This is a genomic window from Kocuria marina, from assembly GCA_014652975.1.
Taxonomy (GTDB): domain Bacteria; phylum Actinomycetota; class Actinomycetes; order Actinomycetales; family Micrococcaceae; genus Kocuria; species Kocuria marina.
Map to the genome: position 1 here is coordinate 101,112 of BMZV01000002.1, position 15,283 is coordinate 116,394.

13 protein-coding genes and 2 tRNA genes are annotated in these 15,283 nt (G+C 68.6%); 14 read left to right on the top strand and 1 reads right to left on the bottom strand.

All coding sequences use genetic code 11. From position 1 onward, the window contains the following. The first annotated feature begins 181 nt into the window (after nucleotides 1–181). The 12 genes from ftsZ to IE157_RS05670 all read left to right on the top strand — a co-directional run bounded on the left by ftsZ (nucleotide 182) and on the right by IE157_RS05670 (nucleotide 13,088). Nucleotides 182–1,426, top strand: a complete 1,245-nt coding sequence (gene ftsZ / locus IE157_RS05615; RefSeq protein ID WP_064845735.1) for a cell division protein FtsZ — start codon at nucleotides 182–184, stop codon at nucleotides 1,424–1,426. A gap of 200 nt (nucleotides 1,427–1,626) precedes the next feature. Then, a complete protein-coding gene (locus tag IE157_RS05620) occupies nucleotides 1,627–2,361 on the top strand; it encodes a polyphenol oxidase family protein (protein ID WP_064845734.1) in 735 nt (244 codons plus the stop codon). Beyond that, nucleotides 2,361–3,173, top strand: coding sequence for a YggS family pyridoxal phosphate enzyme (locus IE157_RS05625; protein ID WP_193519401.1), 813 nt, complete (start codon nucleotides 2,361–2,363; stop codon nucleotides 3,171–3,173). The genes IE157_RS05620 and IE157_RS05625 overlap by 1 nt, the downstream gene beginning before the upstream one ends. Nucleotides 3,174–3,235: 62 nt before the next feature. Beyond that, nucleotides 3,236–3,760, top strand: a complete 525-nt coding sequence (locus IE157_RS05630; protein WP_064845732.1) for a cell division protein SepF — start codon at nucleotides 3,236–3,238, stop codon at nucleotides 3,758–3,760. A 2-nt stretch (nucleotides 3,761–3,762) separates the two neighbouring features. Then, entirely contained in the window at nucleotides 3,763–4,059 is a 297-nt protein-coding gene (locus tag IE157_RS05635) for a YggT family protein (protein ID WP_064845731.1), read from the top strand. Between the two features lie 131 nt (nucleotides 4,060–4,190). Continuing rightward, a complete protein-coding gene (locus IE157_RS05640) occupies nucleotides 4,191–4,952 on the top strand; it encodes a DivIVA domain-containing protein (protein ID WP_193519402.1) in 762 nt (253 codons plus the stop codon). Nucleotides 4,953–4,958: 6 nt separating this feature from the next. Next, nucleotides 4,959–5,492, top strand: a complete 534-nt coding sequence (gene lspA, locus IE157_RS05645) for a signal peptidase II (protein ID WP_098054566.1) — start codon at nucleotides 4,959–4,961, stop codon at nucleotides 5,490–5,492. Further along, nucleotides 5,482–6,459 (top strand): RluA family pseudouridine synthase, encoded by a 978-nt coding sequence (locus tag IE157_RS05650; protein ID WP_085105923.1) that lies wholly within the window; start codon nucleotides 5,482–5,484, stop codon nucleotides 6,457–6,459. The genes lspA and IE157_RS05650 overlap by 11 nt, the downstream gene beginning before the upstream one ends. Nucleotides 6,460–6,575: 116 nt before the next feature. Further along, on the top strand, nucleotides 6,576–10,070 hold the full coding sequence (dnaE, locus tag IE157_RS05655) for a DNA polymerase III subunit alpha (protein ID WP_241246733.1): 3,495 nt from the start codon (nucleotides 6,576–6,578) through the stop codon (nucleotides 10,068–10,070). 217 nt (nucleotides 10,071–10,287) lie between these two features. Next, nucleotides 10,288–11,673 (top strand): histidinol dehydrogenase, encoded by a 1,386-nt coding sequence (gene hisD / locus IE157_RS05660; protein ID WP_193519403.1) that lies wholly within the window; start codon nucleotides 10,288–10,290, stop codon nucleotides 11,671–11,673. A 3-nt stretch (nucleotides 11,674–11,676) separates the two neighbouring features. Continuing rightward, nucleotides 11,677–12,351 carry a transcriptional regulator NrdR gene (nrdR, locus tag IE157_RS05665; protein ID WP_193519404.1) on the top strand — a complete coding sequence of 225 codons (675 nt, stop codon included), beginning with the start codon at nucleotides 11,677–11,679 and terminating at the stop codon, nucleotides 12,349–12,351. Between the two features lie 95 nt (nucleotides 12,352–12,446). Then, nucleotides 12,447–13,088, top strand: coding sequence for a GNAT family N-acetyltransferase (locus IE157_RS05670; protein ID WP_193519405.1), 642 nt, complete (start codon nucleotides 12,447–12,449; stop codon nucleotides 13,086–13,088). A gap of 263 nt (nucleotides 13,089–13,351) precedes the next feature. Here the strand turns inward: IE157_RS05670 and IE157_RS05675 are convergent. Beyond that, nucleotides 13,352–13,427, bottom strand: a tRNA-Val gene (locus tag IE157_RS05675). Between the two features lie 208 nt (nucleotides 13,428–13,635). Between IE157_RS05675 and IE157_RS05680 the strand changes: the two genes are divergently transcribed. Beyond that, nucleotides 13,636–13,706: transfer RNA gene (locus IE157_RS05680), tRNA-OTHER, on the top strand. A gap of 114 nt (nucleotides 13,707–13,820) precedes the next feature. Next, nucleotides 13,821–15,278 carry an NADP-dependent phosphogluconate dehydrogenase gene (gene gndA / locus IE157_RS05685; protein ID WP_098054562.1) on the top strand — a complete coding sequence of 486 codons (1,458 nt, stop codon included), beginning with the start codon at nucleotides 13,821–13,823 and terminating at the stop codon, nucleotides 15,276–15,278. The last annotated feature ends 5 nt before the right edge of the window (nucleotides 15,279–15,283 follow it).

Consider the following 15,283-nt stretch of genomic DNA (forward strand, 5'->3'; position numbering starts at 1 on the left):
ATGGCAAACTCCGGTAACACGTGGGAGCATGATACGGAGAACAGAGCGGGGTTGTTATCCTTACCCTGATCAGGATATTGCACCCGCGGGTGCCAATATCCCGGGAGTTTCACCTCAGGGTTGAAACTTTACCCCAACCGAACATCCCACGTTCCCGCAAGCCCACGCGAGTTAGGTGCATATGGACTCCTCAACCCCCCAGAACTACTTGGCCGTCATCAAAGTGGTCGGCATCGGCGGCGGCGGTGTCAACGCCGTCAACCGCATGATCGAAGAAGGTCTGCGTGGCGTCGAGTTCATTGCCATCAACACGGACGCCCAGGCACTGTTGATGTCGGACGCGGACGTCAAGCTGGACGTTGGCCGCGAACTGACCCGCGGTCTTGGCGCCGGCGCCAACCCGGACGTGGGACGCCAGGCCGCCGAGGACCACGAGGAGGAGATCCAGGAGGTCCTCAAGGGCGCGGACATGGTCTTCGTGACCGCCGGCGAGGGTGGCGGAACCGGTACCGGTGGCGCGCCCGTCGTGGCCCGCATCGCCCGCTCGCTCGGCGCGCTGACCATCGGTGTGGTCACCCGCCCATTCACCTTCGAGGGTCGGCGCCGGTCCAACCAGGCCGAGAACGGCATCGAGACCCTGCGGGACGAGGTGGACACGCTCATCGTGATCCCCAACGACCGCCTGCTGTCCATCTCGGACCGCAACGTGTCCATGCTGGACGCCTTCAAGTCCGCGGACCAGGTACTGCTGTCCGGTGTCTCCGGCATCACTGACCTGATCACCACCCCGGGCCTGATCAACCTGGACTTCGCGGACGTCAAGTCCGTGATGCAGGGTGCCGGTTCGGCGCTCATGGGCATCGGCTCCGCCCAGGGCGAGGACCGTGCCGTGAAGGCCGCGGAGCTCGCGATCGCGTCCCCGCTGCTCGAGGCCTCGATTGACGGTGCCCACGGTGTGCTGCTGTCCATCCAGGGTGGTTCAGACCTCGGTCTGTTCGAGATCAACGAGGCCGCGCGCCTCGTGCAGGAGGTCGCCCACCCGGAGGCCAACATCATCTTCGGTGCCGTGATCGACGACGCCCTGGGGGACCAGGCCCGCGTGACGGTCATCGCCGCCGGGTTCGACTCGGTCTCGCAGGAGACCAACGCCAACAACTCCTCGCCCGCGCAGCGCCAGGCGGAGAACACCCGCGCGGCCTTCGGCGGGGACGCGACCCGGCCCTCGGGTCTGGGTCGTTCCCCGCAGCGCGGCGGCTCGTCCTACGGCGCTCCCGCCGGGGGCTTCGGGTCCCGGCAGAACCAGGACGACGACATCCCCGACGACGCGGGCTTCGACGTCGACCTGCCCGCGGAGTCGGACGCGCCGTCGTCCTCGAACACCTCCGGGCGCAAGGACTCCCTGGATTTCCCGGACTTCCTGAAGTGAGTCCGGCGGTGCGCGTCGCGCGCACCGTTCCGGGGGACTGACACCGGGTCCGGTGGCCGCGGGCACGCGGTACCGAGGCGCCCGAGCACCCCACGGCACGAACGGCCCACGGATGCACGACGGGGTGGTCACCGCTGAGGTGACCACCCCGCCGACGTTCCCGCGCCCATCGCGAGGCGCGGCACTGGAAGGAGAGCGGCATGTGGTTCCGCAGCGAGCACCACGGCGTGGGGATCGCGTTCACGGATGCGACCGAGGGCAACCTGGCCACGCACACTGGCGACGATCCCGCGGTGGTGCGGCAGCGGCGTCGTACGGTGGAGCGCGAGCTGGGCACCGGGGCGCGCGGCGTGCGGTTCGTACACCAGGTGCACGGCACCACCGTGCACGACGCCACGGGCACCGACGCCCCCGAACAGGCCCCCGAGGCGGACGCGGCCGTGAGCACGGACGGCACGCCCCTGGGGATCCTCACGGCGGACTGCCTTCCCGTGGTCTTCGTGGGCCGCACGGACGACGACGCCGCGGCGCCGGTCCTCGCGGTGGCCCACGCGGGCCGCAAGGGTCTGCTGGACGGGGTCCTGCAGCACACCGTCGGCGCGCTCGAGGACCGCGGTGCCACCGGGATCACCGCGTGGATCGGCCCCGCGGTGTGCGGGGACTGCTACGAGGTACCCGCGGAGATGGCCGAGGCGGCCGAGGCCGCGCTGCCCGGAATCGCGACCACCACGGCGTGGGGCACCCCCGGCCTGGACCTGCCGAGTGCCGCGGACGCGCTGCTGCGTGAGCGGGGCGTGAGCGTCGCGACCGCAGGCACGGATCGCAAGGCCTGGTGCACGCTCGAGCACCGCGCGCTGTACTCGTACCGCCGGGACACCACACCGCAACGACTGGCCGGGCTCGTGTGGGCCCGCAACGGGAGGGGCACCGCATAATGGACACCACTGATCCGCAGGACGCGGGTCGCACCGCGGAACTCGCGCAGCGGTTGTCCGCGGTGCGCCAACGGATCCTGCGCGCGGCCGAGGACCGCGCGCCCGAGCGCGCCCGCGGGGGCGAGCTGCCTTCGCTCGTGGTCGTGACCAAGTTCTTCCCCGCCCAGGACGTCCTGCGCCTGCGGGAACTGGGCGTGCGTGCGGTGGGGGAGAACAAGGACCAGGAGGCCGGGCCCAAGGCCGCGGAGGTCGCTGAGACCCTCGCCCGACAGGAGCCTCCCGTGAGCCCTCCCGCGTGGCACTTCGTGGGGCAGTTGCAGTCCAACAAGGCCAAGCACGTGGTCAAGTACGCGTCCTGGGTGCATTCCGTGGACCGACCTTCGCTCGTCACCGCGCTCGGCAAGGCGGTGCGTTCGCACCGCGACGCGGCCCTCGCGGGGGACGCGCGGCCCGCCCCGTGCGACGACGCCGATCTGCCGTGTCTCGTGCAGGTCAACCTGGACCCGGCTGCCGAGCCGGACGGTCACCGCGGGGGAGCGCACCCGGACACCGTCCTGGAGCTCGCGCGGGCGCTCGCGGGGACCGAGGGGTTGCGCGTGGGCGGTGTGATGGCGGTGGCCCCGTTGGGCGCCGAGCCGCGGGAGGCCTTCGAGACACTGTGGCGTCTCTCCCAGGAAATGCAGCGGGAATTCCCGGACGCGCGGGCGATCTCCGCAGGCATGAGCGCAGACCTCGAAGCAGCCGTGGCCGCGGGGGCCACGCACGTGCGGATCGGTTCGGATGTTCTCGGGCCGCGGCCCGCCGTGCGGTAGCGTAAGGACGGACGACATGCGGGCCGACCTGAGTCGGTCCGTTCTGTGATTGAGGAGAGAATATGGCCGGAGCGCTGCGTCGCACCATGGTCTATCTCGGGCTGGCCGAGAGCGACGACGAGTACCACTCCGAAGAAACCCCCCGCCCTCGGGAGACCCCCCAGCACGCCTCGAGCGGTTCCACGACTGCGGTGAGCGAGACTGGCAGCACCTCCATGGCCCGCCGGTCCCCCGAGTACCGAGCCCCCGTGACCCCCATCAAGCGGGCTCCCAGTTCCCGAGAGGACGACAACGAATTGCGCACCATCACCACTGTGCACCCCCGGTCGTACAACGACGCCAAATCCATCGGTGAGGCGTTCCGGAACGGCACACCGGTGATCATGAACGTCTCCGACATGGGTGAGGCCGAGGCCAAGCGTCTCGTGGACTTCGCCGCGGGGCTGGTCTTCGCCCTGCACGGGTCCATCGAACGGGTCACCGCCAAGGTGTTCCTGCTGACCCCGTCCTTCGTGGAGGTCCTCGACCAGGGCCACTCGGACGAGATCGACGAGGATACCGGTTCGGTCCAGCGGGTCGAGGGCTGAGCATGGGCCTGGTGCTGTCGATCGTCTACCTCGTGGTCCACGTGCTCTACATCGCCCTGCTGGGCCGCCTCGTGCTGGACTGGGTACAGATGTTCGCGCGCGGCTGGCGTCCCAAGGGTATGGCGCTCGTGGCGGCGTCCACGATCTACTCGTTGACCGATCCCCCTATGAAGGCGCTGCGCCGGCTCGTGCCGCCGCTGCGCTTCGGCGGGGTAGCGCTGGACCTGGGGTTCCTGATCCTGGTCTTCGCCGTCAGCATCCTGCAGGCCGTCCTGGCCGGTTTCCTGCTGCGCGGCTGAGCGGTCCGTGCCCCGGGCGCGGCCACGCGGCTGTATCCTGGGCCAGAATTCACCGCGCAACGGCGGCAGTCACCACCGGGCACGGTCACCATCCGAGCGGTTCAATTCATCTAGAGGAGTGAGGACATCTCATGGCTTTGACACCCGAAGACGTCATCAACAAGCGCTTCCAACCCACCAAGTTCCGTGAGGGCTACGACCAGGACGAGGTGGACGACTTCCTCGACGAGATCGTCGTGGAGCTGCGTCGCCTCAACCAGGAGAACGACGCCCTGCGCAAGCAGGTCGAGACCCTGGGTGGGCGCCCCGAGGAGTCCGCCGTGGAGACCTCCGCGGTCTCGCAGTCCACCGAGGACGTCCAGGAGACCACGGCGACTCCGGCCGCCTCGGTGACCGAGACCTCCGAGACGACCACGGTGTCCGAGCCCGTGCGCGTGACGGACGAGCAGTCCTCGAGCACCGCCGCGACGGTCGCTCCGAGCGCGGGCACGACGTCGTCGACCGCCGCCCAGCCTGCTGCGACGCAGAACGTCCCGACCACCGAGTCCGCCGAGTCCGCGGCCGCGGTGCTCGCCATGGCGCAGAAGCTGCACGACGACTACGTCTCGCAGGGCCAGGCCGAGCGTGAGCGCCTGATCACCGAGGGCCGCACCCAAGCGGACCAGCTCGTGGCGGACGGCAAGCGCACCAAGGAGGAGACCCTGTCCTCGCTCGAGCGCGAGAAGGTGGACCTCGAGGCCTCCGTGGCGCAGCTGCGCAGCTTCGAGGAGGACTACCGCGGCAACCTCAAGAGCTTCCTCAACGCCCAGCTGAACGATCTCGCCAACACCGGATCGCTCGAGCCCGCTGACGCTCCCGTCTCCGCGACCACCAAGCGCACGGGCGCCAAGTAAGCGCCGGTGACGGAACATACCCCTGACGCGGCGGCGGCCCCCGGGACCTCCCGGGTGGGCCGCCGCTGCCTCGTCATCTCCCTGCTCGTGGCCGCAGCGTGGTACGCGGCGGACCAGCTAAGCAAACTGTGGGTCGTGGAGAACCTCCCGATCGGCCGGCAGTACCCCGTGATCCCCGGCCTGCTGTGGTGGGAACACATCCGCAACAGCGGCGCGGCGTTCTCCCTCGGTTCCAACTTCACGTGGGTCTTCACGATCGTGATGGCCGTGGTAATCGTTGCGATCCTGTGGAACCTGCGCCGGGTGCGGGACCCGCTGTGGGCGCTCGCCCTGGGACTGGTCCTGGGCGGTGCCGCGGGCAACCTCACCGACCGGTTGTTCCGGGAGCCCTCCTTCGCGCACGGACACGTGGTGGACTTCATCGCGGTGCCCCGCTTCGCGATCTTCAACGTGGCCGATTGCGGGGTGGTCGTGGGCGTGGTGCTGATCCTCGTGCTGATCATGACCAATCGCCAGATGGAGGTGCCCCGTGGCCGTTGAGCACACTCGCCCCACCGGTTCCGAACCCGAGTACGTGAGCGAGCGGTTCACGGCCACGGCCGAGCAGGAAGGTTCCCGGCTCGACGCCGCCGTGGCCGCCTGGACGGGTTTGTCCCGTTCGGCGGCGGCACAGTTGTGCGCCGAGGAGCGGGTGAGCTTCCGGGGGCGGCCCGCGCCCAAGTCCCACAGGGTGGGTGCGGCCGAGACCTACACGGTCCAGGTCCCGGTGCCCGAGGACCCCCACCGCATCGCCGCGCAGCACGTTCCGGATCTACGCCTGGTGCACGTGAACCCGGGCTACGTGGTGATCGACAAACCCGCAGGGGTTGCCGCGCACCCCTCGCCCGGGTGGAAGGGACCCACCGTGGCCGGGGCGCTGGCCGGGGCTGGGATCACGATTGCGACCTCGGGGGCTCCCGAGCGACAGGGGATCGTGCACCGCCTGGACGTGGGGACCTCCGGGCTCATGGTCGTCGCCCGCGACGAGAACGCCTACACGGTGCTCAAGCGCGCCTTCAAGGAGCGCACGGTCACCAAGGTCTACCACACGGTGGTCCAGGGCATCCCGGATCCGCTCAAGGGAACCATCGACGCCCCAATCGGGCGGCACCCGGGACACGAGTGGCGCTTCGCGGTGCTGCAGGACGGTCGCCGTTCCGTGACCCATTACGAGGTGCTCGAGGCCTTCGGGCGGGCGTCCCTCGTGGAGGTGCACCTGGAGACCGGGCGCACCCACCAGATCCGCGTGCACTTCAACGCCCTGCAGCACCCGTGCTGCGGGGATCTCACGTACGGGGCGGATCCCGCGCTGTCCGCGGGGCTGGGGCTCACGCGGCAGTGGTTGCACGCCACGCGGCTCGGGTTCACGAGCCCCGACACGGGGGAGGACGTGGAGTACACGAGCCCCTATCCCGCGGATCTCGCCTATGCCGTGGAGACGCTGCGGGAGGGCGGCCCGCAGCTGTGACGGATCTCCACCGCGTCCACCCTCAGCGGGTCGGTGCGGGGTCCTAGACTGGGGCGGTGACTTCGGCGACCGGCAAAAAAGGCTTCACCCATCTCCACGTGCACACCGAGTACTCCATGTTGGACGGTGCCGCGCGCCTGACCGACCTCTTCGAGGAATGCCACCGGTTGGGCATGGACTCCCTGGCCACCACGGACCACGGCTTTGTCTTCGGGGCGTTCGACTTCTGGAACAAGGCGCGCGCCGCGGGGATCAAGCCGATCATCGGTGTGGAGGCCTATCTGACCCCGGGCACCGCGCGGCAGGACCGTTCCCGCGTGAAGTTCGCGGACGGCGGGCGCGACGACGTCTCGGGCGCCGGTGCCTACACCCACATGACCCTGCTCGCGCAGACGAGCGAGGGCATGCAGAACCTGTTCCGCGCGTCCACCAAGGCGTCGCTCGAGGGTCAGCTGTACAAGCCGCGTATGGACCGGGAACTGCTCAACCAGTACGGCAAGGGTCTGATCGCCACCACGGGCTGCCCGTCCGGTGAGGTGCAGACCCGCTTGCGGTTGGGTCAGTACGACCAGGCCGTGCAGGCGGCCGCCGAGTTCCGGGACATCTTCGGCGCAGAGAACTTCTACTGCGAACTCATGGACCACGGGCTCGGGATCGAGAAGCGGGTCACGCAGGACCTGCTCAAGCTCGCCAAAGAGCTCAACCTGCCGCTCGTGGCCACCAACGACCTGCACTACACGCACGCGGAGGACGCCAAATCCCATGCCGCGTTGCTGTGCGTGCAGTCCGGTTCCACGTTGCAGGACCCCAAGCGGTTCAAGTTCGACGCGGACGAGTTCTACCTCAAATCCCCGGAACAGATGCGCGAGCTCTTCCGGGACTTCCCGGAGGCGTGCGACAACACCCTGGAGATCGCCGAGCGCTGCGAGGTGGATTTCGACACCTCCGCGAACTACATGCCGCGTTTCCCCACCCCGGAGGGCGAGGACGAGACCTCGTGGTTCATCAAGGAGGTCGAGAAAGGGCTGCACTACCGCTTCCCCGGGGGCATCCCGGACGACGTCCGCGAGCAGGCCGAGTACGAGAAGAAGATCATCATCCAGATGGGCTTCCCCGGTTACTTCCTGGTGGTCGCGGACTTCATCAACTGGTCCAAGGACAACGGGATCCGCGTGGGTCCGGGCCGTGGTTCCGGTGCGGGGTCCATGGTCGCGTACGCCATGCGCATCACCGAGCTCAACCCGCTGCAGCACGGGCTGATCTTCGAGCGCTTCCTCAACCCGGACCGCGTGTCCATGCCCGACTTCGACGTCGACTTCGATGATCGCCGCCGCTCCGAGGTCATCCACTACGTGACCGAGAAGTACGGCGACGAGCGCGTGGCCATGATCGTCACGTACGGCACCATCAAGGCCAAGCAGGCGCTCAAGGACTCCTCCCGCGTGCTGGGCTACCCGTTCTCCATGGGGGAGCGGTTGACCAAGGCCATGCCGCCGGACGTCATGGGCAAGGGCATTTCCCTGCAGGACGTCTACGACCAGGAGGCCAAGCGCTACGACGAGGCGGGGGAGCTGCGCGAGATCCTCGCGGACGACCCCGAGTCCATGAAGGTCTTCGAGACCGCCCAGGGCCTCGAGGGGCTCAAGCGCCAGTGGGGTGTGCACGCGGCCGGTGTGATCATGTCCTCGGACCCGCTGATCGACATCATCCCGTTGATGCGCCGCGAGCAGGACGGGCAGGTCATCACCCAGTTCGACTACCCCACGTGCGAGGGGCTGGGGCTGATCAAGATGGACTTCCTGGGGTTGCGCAACCTCACGATCATCTCGGATGCCCTCGAGAACATCACGCTCAACCGGGACGGGTTCGTCCTGGACCTCGAGCACCTGCCGATCGACGACGCTGGTTCCTACGACTTGCTCGCGCGCGGTGACACCCTCGGGGTGTTCCAGTTGGACGGCGGGCCCATGCGTCAGCTGCTCAAACTGATGCGCCCCGACAACTTCGAGGACATCTCCGCGACCATCGCGCTGTACCGCCCCGGGCCCATGGGTGCGAACTCGCACACCAACTACGCGCTGCGCAAGAACGGCGCGCAGGAGATCACGCCGATCCACCCGGAGCTCGCGGAACCGCTGTCGGAGATCCTGGGCACCACGTACGGGTTGATCGTGTACCAGGAGCAGGTCATGGCGATCGCCCAGAAGGTGGCCGGCTACTCCCTGGGTCAGGCGGACATCCTACGCCGCGCCATGGGCAAGAAGAAGAAGGCGGAGCTGGACAAGCAGTACCAGGGCTTCCACCAGGGGATGATCGACCGCGGGTACTCCGAGGACGCGATCAAGGCGCTGTGGGACATCCTGCTGCCGTTCTCGGACTACGCGTTCAACAAGGCACACTCCGCGGCCTACGGGCTCGTGTCCTACTGGACGGCGTACCTCAAGGCGCACTACCCGGCCGAGTACATGGCCGCGCTGCTCACCTCGGTCGGTGACGACAAGGACAAGCTCGCCATGTACCTGACCGAGTGCCGCCACATGGGGATCACGGTGCTGCCCCCGGACGTCAACGAGTCCGAACTGAACTTCACCCCGGTGGGCACCGACATCCGCTTCGGCATGGGCGCGGTGCGCAACGTGGGGTCCAACGTGGTGCAGGCCATGGTGGACGCGCGCACCGAGCAGGGCAAGTTCACGTCCTTCACCGATTTCTTGGCCAAGGTCCCGGCCGTGGTGTGCAACAAGCGCACCATCGAGTCCATGATCAAGGCCGGTGCGTTCGACCAGCTGGGTCACACGCGCCGCAGCCTGGTGATGTGCCACGAGCAAGCCGTGGAGGACGTCGTCGCGCAGAAGAAGAAGGAGGACAACGGCGAGTTCACGTTCGACATCTTCGCGATGGGCGGCGCCGACGACGCCGAGCAGGAGACGTTCTCCGTGGAGGTCCCGGAGGTCCCCGAGTGGGAGCGCAAGGACCTGCTGGCGTTCGAGCGCGAGATGCTCGGTCTCTACGTCTCCGACCATCCCCTGCGCGGGCTCGACGACGCCCTGGGCCAGTACACGGACACCGCGATCGCCTCGCTGCTCACCGAGGAGAACACCCGTCCCGACGGTGCGGTGATTACCGTGGGTGGGATGATCACGTCCCTGTCCCGCAGGATCGCGAAGTCGTCCGGCAACGCGTACGCGCGCGTGGAGCTCGAGGACCGCTCGGGATCCATCGAGATCATGTTCTTCGGCAAGGCATATGCGCCCATCGCCGGGGTCCTTGCCGAGGACCTGATCTGCGTGATCAAGGGCCGTATGCAGCGCCGCGACGACGGTTCCATCTCCATCTCCGCCCAGGAACTCACGGTGCCCGAGTTGAGCGTGGATGGTTCCTCGGGACCCGTGTGCGTGGCCCTGCCCGAGCACCGGGCCACGGAGGCCGTGATCCGCCGGATCGGGGAGGTGCTGCGCAATCACAAGGGGGACTCGGAGGTGCGGATCCACTTGGACACGCATCGCAGCGTCCAGGTCATGCGCCTGGGCCCCGAGTACCGGGTCAACCCGTCGCCGGCCCTGTTCGGTGACCTCAAGGTCCTCCTGGGCCCGGCCTGCCTCGAGGCGTGACGACGCGGCGCCGGGCGCGTCACCGGGCGCTCGTGAACGGGCGGCGTCGAACGGGCCGCGGTTCGACGCCGCACGGGTAGTTGCGCGACGCTGCCCAGGCCGCCGCGCGGCGTCGGACTTGACGCTGCGTGACCTCGGCATGCCCGGTGCGTGGGTTCTAGCCGTGTGCGGGTGTTGCCCGAGCGGTCCGCGCGGGGCGCGATTGTAGACTGGGCGGGTGAGTGAGTACAGCCTTGAATCCGCATCCCCGGCGACCATCGGTTCCCACCTGCGGGTCATCGACCTGCGGGGACGGCACCTGGACTGGAACGAGCTGCGTGCGGCGGTGCCGCGCCAAGCGGCGTCGTCGGTCGCTGAGGCGGAGGACAGCGTCCGCTCGATCATCGAGGACGTCCGCTCCCGCGGCGCGCAGGCGCTGCGGGATCTCGCCTTCACGTTCGACGGCGTGGACCAGCAGCGGATCAGGGTGGCGCCCGAGCAGATCGAGCGCGCGGTGGCCGAACTCGACCCCGCGGTGCGCCACGGACTGGAGTCCGCGATCGAGCGCACGCGCGCCTTCGCCCGGGCGCAGCGGCCGCAGGACGTGAGCGTGGAGGTCGCCACCGGTGCCGTCCTGCGCCACCGGTGGACCCCGGTGCGTCGCGCAGGGCTCTATATCCCCGGTGGGTTGGCCGTGTACCCGTCCTCGGTCGTCATGAACGTCGTGCCGGCCCAGGCCGCGGGCGTGGAATCCGTGGTGCTGTGCTCGCCGCCCCAGAAGGACTTCGACGGACTGCCCCACCCCGTGATCCTGGCCGCGGCCGGTCTGCTCGGTGTGGACGAGGTGTGGGCCGTAGGCGGCGCGCAGTCGCTCGCCGCCTTGGCCTACGGGATCACCGATGGTGAGGACGTCCTGGAACCCGTCAACACCGTGACCGGCCCGGGCAACATCTTCGTGGCCATGGCCAAGCGGCAGTTGCGCTCCGTGGTGGGCGTGGACGCCGAGGCCGGCACCACCGAGATCGCGGTGCTCGCCGACGACTCCGCGGATCCGAGGTTCGTGGCCGCGGATCTCATCTCGCAGGCCGAACACGATCCCGCTGCGGGGTCCGTGCTGATCACCGATTCTGAGGACCTGGCCCGGGCGGTCGAGGAGCAGCTCGCGGTCCAGGTGCCCGCCGCCAAACACCGTGAGCGGATCGCCACGGCACTGGGTGGACCCCAGTCCGGGGTCGTGCTCACGAACGACCTCGACCAGTCCGTGGCGGTTGCGGACGCGTACGCCGCCGAACACCTCGAAATCCACACGCGGGACGCCGCCGTGGTGGCCGCGCGAGTGCGCAACGCCGGCGCGATCTTCGTGGGCCCGTACAGTCCCGTGCCCCTCGGGGACTACGCCGCCGGTTCCAACCACGTGCTGCCCACGGGCGGGACCGCGGTGTTCAACTCGGGACTGCAGGCGGCGTCGTTCATGAAGGCCGTGCAGGTCATCGAGTACAACGAGAAGGCGCTCGCGCAGCTCGAGGACGACATCGTGGCGCTCGCGGACACCGAGGATCTGCCCGCGCACGGCCGGGCCGTCACGATCCGCTCCGAGGCCGCCGCACCGGGCCGGGAAGGCTGAGCCGTGCACTGCCCGTTCTGCCGGCACAACGACTCCAAGGTGGTGGATTCGCGCACCTCGGACGACGGCACATCCATCCGCCGACGCCGCCGGTGCACCGAGTGCGGCCGACGCTTCTCCACGCTCGAGACCACGACCATCTCGGTGATCAAGCGCTCGGGGGTGACCGAACCGTTCGACCGCCAGAAGATCGTCAACGGCGTGCGCAAGGCATGTCAGGGTCGCCCCGTCAGCGAGGACGACCTCGCGATGCTCGCCCAGGAGGTCGAGGAATCCATCCGGGCCTCGGGCAGTGCGGAGGTCGAGGCGCACGACGTGGGCCTGTCCATCCTCCCGCCCCTGCGCCGCCTGGACGTCGTGGCCTACCTGCGGTTCGCGTCCGTGTACCAGGCGTTCGACGACCTCGAGGACTTTGAGCGCGCGATCAACGTGCTGCGCGATCAGCAGGCGGAGCTCGCGGGTCAGCAGACCCTCGTTCCTCCCGCTGCGGGTCCGGGAACCAACGGTGGCGTACGACGTCGCTCGGGCCGGCGCCCCGCGCAGGGCACGGACGCGGCGTCGGAGGACACTGCCGCGGAGGCCCCCGAGGACGACACGGCACCGAAAAAGACCGCTCCGACGCGGCGTCGTCGGGCCAAGAAACCGGCGGAGACGCCCACGCAGCCGCGGCTTCTCTGAGCGTCGCACGTCCTTTGCCTGCTGGGTGAACGAGCTCGTCATGGACGGGTTCGGCACCCGGCCCGCTCTTAGGGGCGTGCTGTTACTCTCTGGTTGTGCATACGACTCAGGGCGCCGACCACGACGCCGCGCAGGAGATCGACATCCTCCCCGCGGCCGCCGCGGACACGCAGCGCGCCGCCGCGACCCTGGCCCGGGCGTTCTCGGTGGACCCCCACGTGGTGGGTCTGCTCCCGCCCGGTGACGTGATCGGGTCCCTGACCGTCCTGTGGGAGCGCATCGTGCGGGAGACCCTGCAGGCGGGCGGCCACGCGTATCTCGCCGAGCGGCGGGGTGAGGAGCGTCCGTTGGGCGTGGCCCTGTGGGAGGCCCCCGGAAGCAAGGTCTCGATCCCTCGGATGCTTCCGGGTCTGCTGGCCTACGCGCGGGTGTTCCGTGATCGCCTCCCGGATGCCCTTGCGACCGAGTTCCTGGCCCATCGCCAGCATCCAGCTACCCCGCACTGGTACCTCAAGGCCGTGGGGACCCTGCCCGATCTGCAGCGGACGGGCGTGGGGAGCATGCTGCTCAACGAACGGCTCGCCCACATCGACCGCGAGCACACTGGGGCGTACCTGGAGGCCTCCACGCTGGACCTCGTGCCCTTCTACTCGCGTTTCGGGTTCATCTCCCGGGGACCGGTGCCGTCCCGCGGGACGGTCCCCGCGATCGGGATGTGGCGCCCGCCCGTGGCGTGAGGGACCGGAAGGTTCCCTCCGGGTCCCGCGGAGATCGCCCTGAGATGCGCCTTGCGCACCTGTGCGAGTTCGATGCTGCTAGCGACCAATGCGGCCACGGGGCTCAGGAACGTGCCGTTGATACTCGTGTCGACGACGCCGTCCACGATGTGCTCGGAGAGTCCCCACCGTCTCAGTAGACCTGCATCGCTCGTCCTAGGAGATAGGCCGGGGCCATGCCGTAACCCCAGCGCGGTGGACTTGACGTCCGTTCGTCGTACGCGTGGTGGGCCCTACCGGGATCGAACCGATGACATCCACGGTGTAAACGTGGCGCTCTACCAGCTGAGCTAAAGGCCCGGGATCGGGTGGGCACGACTGGACCAGCTGCCAGCACCCGATTGCGGATCAGCCTACCCGCAGGTCACGGCGGGACCCAACACGATGCACGAGTCCGTGTGTGATGTTGACCACCATAGGTTCCCCGTTCGGCGTCGCGTTTGACACCGCGCGGTCACGATGCGTTAAGCTGATGATGCAAACGCGCTCGGTGACGTGTCTTGCTTGAGGGGACGCTGGTGCGCTAGATCGCTTTCGGGCGTGACAGATACGGCGGTTCGATTCCGTCGGTCTCCACCACTTCGAGAAATCCCCGGGACTCAGGTCCCGGGGATTTCTGCATGTCCGAGCGTGTCCGGGGGAACAGGCGGCAATCGCTGCAACCCCACAGGGCAGATGCGTAGGCTAGGGACCATGGCAGCAGAAAAGAAAGCTCACATCGGCGTCACCGGCCTGGCCGTGATGGGCGCCAACCTGGCCCGCAACTTCGCGCACCACGGGTACACCGTGGCCCTGCACAACCGTTCCGAGGGCAAGACCACGGCCCTCATGGAGGAGCACGGTTCCGAGGGGGACTTCATCCCCACCGAGACCATGGAGGAGCTCGTCGATTCCCTCGAGAAGCCGCGCCGCGTGCTGATCATGGTCAAGGCGGGCGCGCCCGTGGATTCCGTGATCGAGCAGCTGACCCCGCTGCTGGACGAGGGCGACATCATCATCGACGGTGGCAACTCCTACTTCCAGGACACGCGGCGTCGTGAGCGCGAGTGCGCAGAGAAGGGCCTGCACTTCGTGGGCGTGGGTGTCTCCGGCGGTGAGGAGGGCGCCCTCAACGGCCCGTCCATCATGCCGGGTGGTTCCGAGGAGTCCTACAAGAGCCTGGGCCCCATGCTCGAAGACATCTCCGCCAAGGCGGACGACGGCGCTCCGTGCTGCGCGTGGATCGGCACTGACGGCGCGGGTCACTTCGTGAAAATGGTGCACAACGGCATCGAGTACGCGGACATGCAGGTCATCGGTGAGGCGCACGAGCTGCTGCGTTCCGTGGCCGGACTGGAGCCCGCCGAGCAGGCGGACGTGTTCGAGGAATGGAACGCCACCGAGCTGTCCTCCTACCTCATCGAGATCACCGCGCAGGTGCTGCGTCAGGTGGACTCCCGGACGGGCAAGCCCTTCATCGACGTCGTCGCGGACGCCGCGGGTCAGAAGGGCACCGGCCGCTGGACCGTGCAGGAAGCCCTGGAACTGGGCTCACCGGTCACCGCGATTGCCGAGTCGGTGTTCGCCCGCGCCCTGTCATCTTCCGAGCCCGTGATGCGCAAGGAGGCCCAAGAGGTGCTGCCAGCCGGCATCGGGGACACCACCGAGGACGTCGTGAAGGACCCCGGGTTCGTGGAGGACGTGCGCAAGGCGCTGTACGCGTCCAAGCTCGTGTCCTACGCGCAGGGCCTGGACATGCTCACCATGGCCGGGCGGGAGTACGGTTGGCAGCTGGACCTCGCGACCATCGCGAGCCTATGGCGCAACGGCTGCATCATCCGCGCCGAACTGCTCAACGTGATCATGGCCGCCTACCAGGGGGACAAGGCCCCGTTGAACCTGCTGTTCGCGCCCGAATTCATCACGTCCATCGAGGACGCACTGCCGTCGTGGCGCCGCGTGGTGGCACGCGCCGTCGAACGCGGCATCCCCGCCCCGGTGTTCTCCTCCGCGCTCGCGTACTACGACGCTCTGCGCCGCCCGCGGCTGAACGCCGCCCTGACCCAGGGCCTGCGGGACTACTTCGGTGCCCACACGTACAAGCGCATCGACGACCCGGACTCCAGCTTCCACGTGCTGTGGAGCGGGGACCGCTCCGAGGTCGTGTCCTGAGCACG

Excerpts from the sequence above, each read along its gene's own strand:
- ftsZ (WP_064845735.1), top strand. The coding sequence starts at position 182 with ATGGACTCCTCAACCCCCCAGAACTACTTGGCCGTCATCAAAGTGGTC.
- IE157_RS05620 (WP_064845734.1), top strand. The coding sequence starts at position 1,627 with ATGTGGTTCCGCAGCGAGCACCACGGCGTGGGGATCGCGTTCACGGAT.
- IE157_RS05625 (WP_193519401.1), top strand. The coding sequence starts at position 2,361 with ATGGACACCACTGATCCGCAGGACGCGGGTCGCACCGCGGAACTCGCG.
- IE157_RS05630 (WP_064845732.1), top strand. The coding sequence starts at position 3,236 with ATGGCCGGAGCGCTGCGTCGCACCATGGTCTATCTCGGGCTGGCCGAG.
- IE157_RS05635 (WP_064845731.1), top strand. The coding sequence starts at position 3,763 with ATGGGCCTGGTGCTGTCGATCGTCTACCTCGTGGTCCACGTGCTCTAC.
- IE157_RS05640 (WP_193519402.1), top strand. The coding sequence starts at position 4,191 with ATGGCTTTGACACCCGAAGACGTCATCAACAAGCGCTTCCAACCCACC.
- dnaE (WP_241246733.1), top strand. The coding sequence starts at position 6,576 with ATGTTGGACGGTGCCGCGCGCCTGACCGACCTCTTCGAGGAATGCCAC.
- gndA (WP_098054562.1), top strand. The coding sequence starts at position 13,821 with ATGGCAGCAGAAAAGAAAGCTCACATCGGCGTCACCGGCCTGGCCGTG.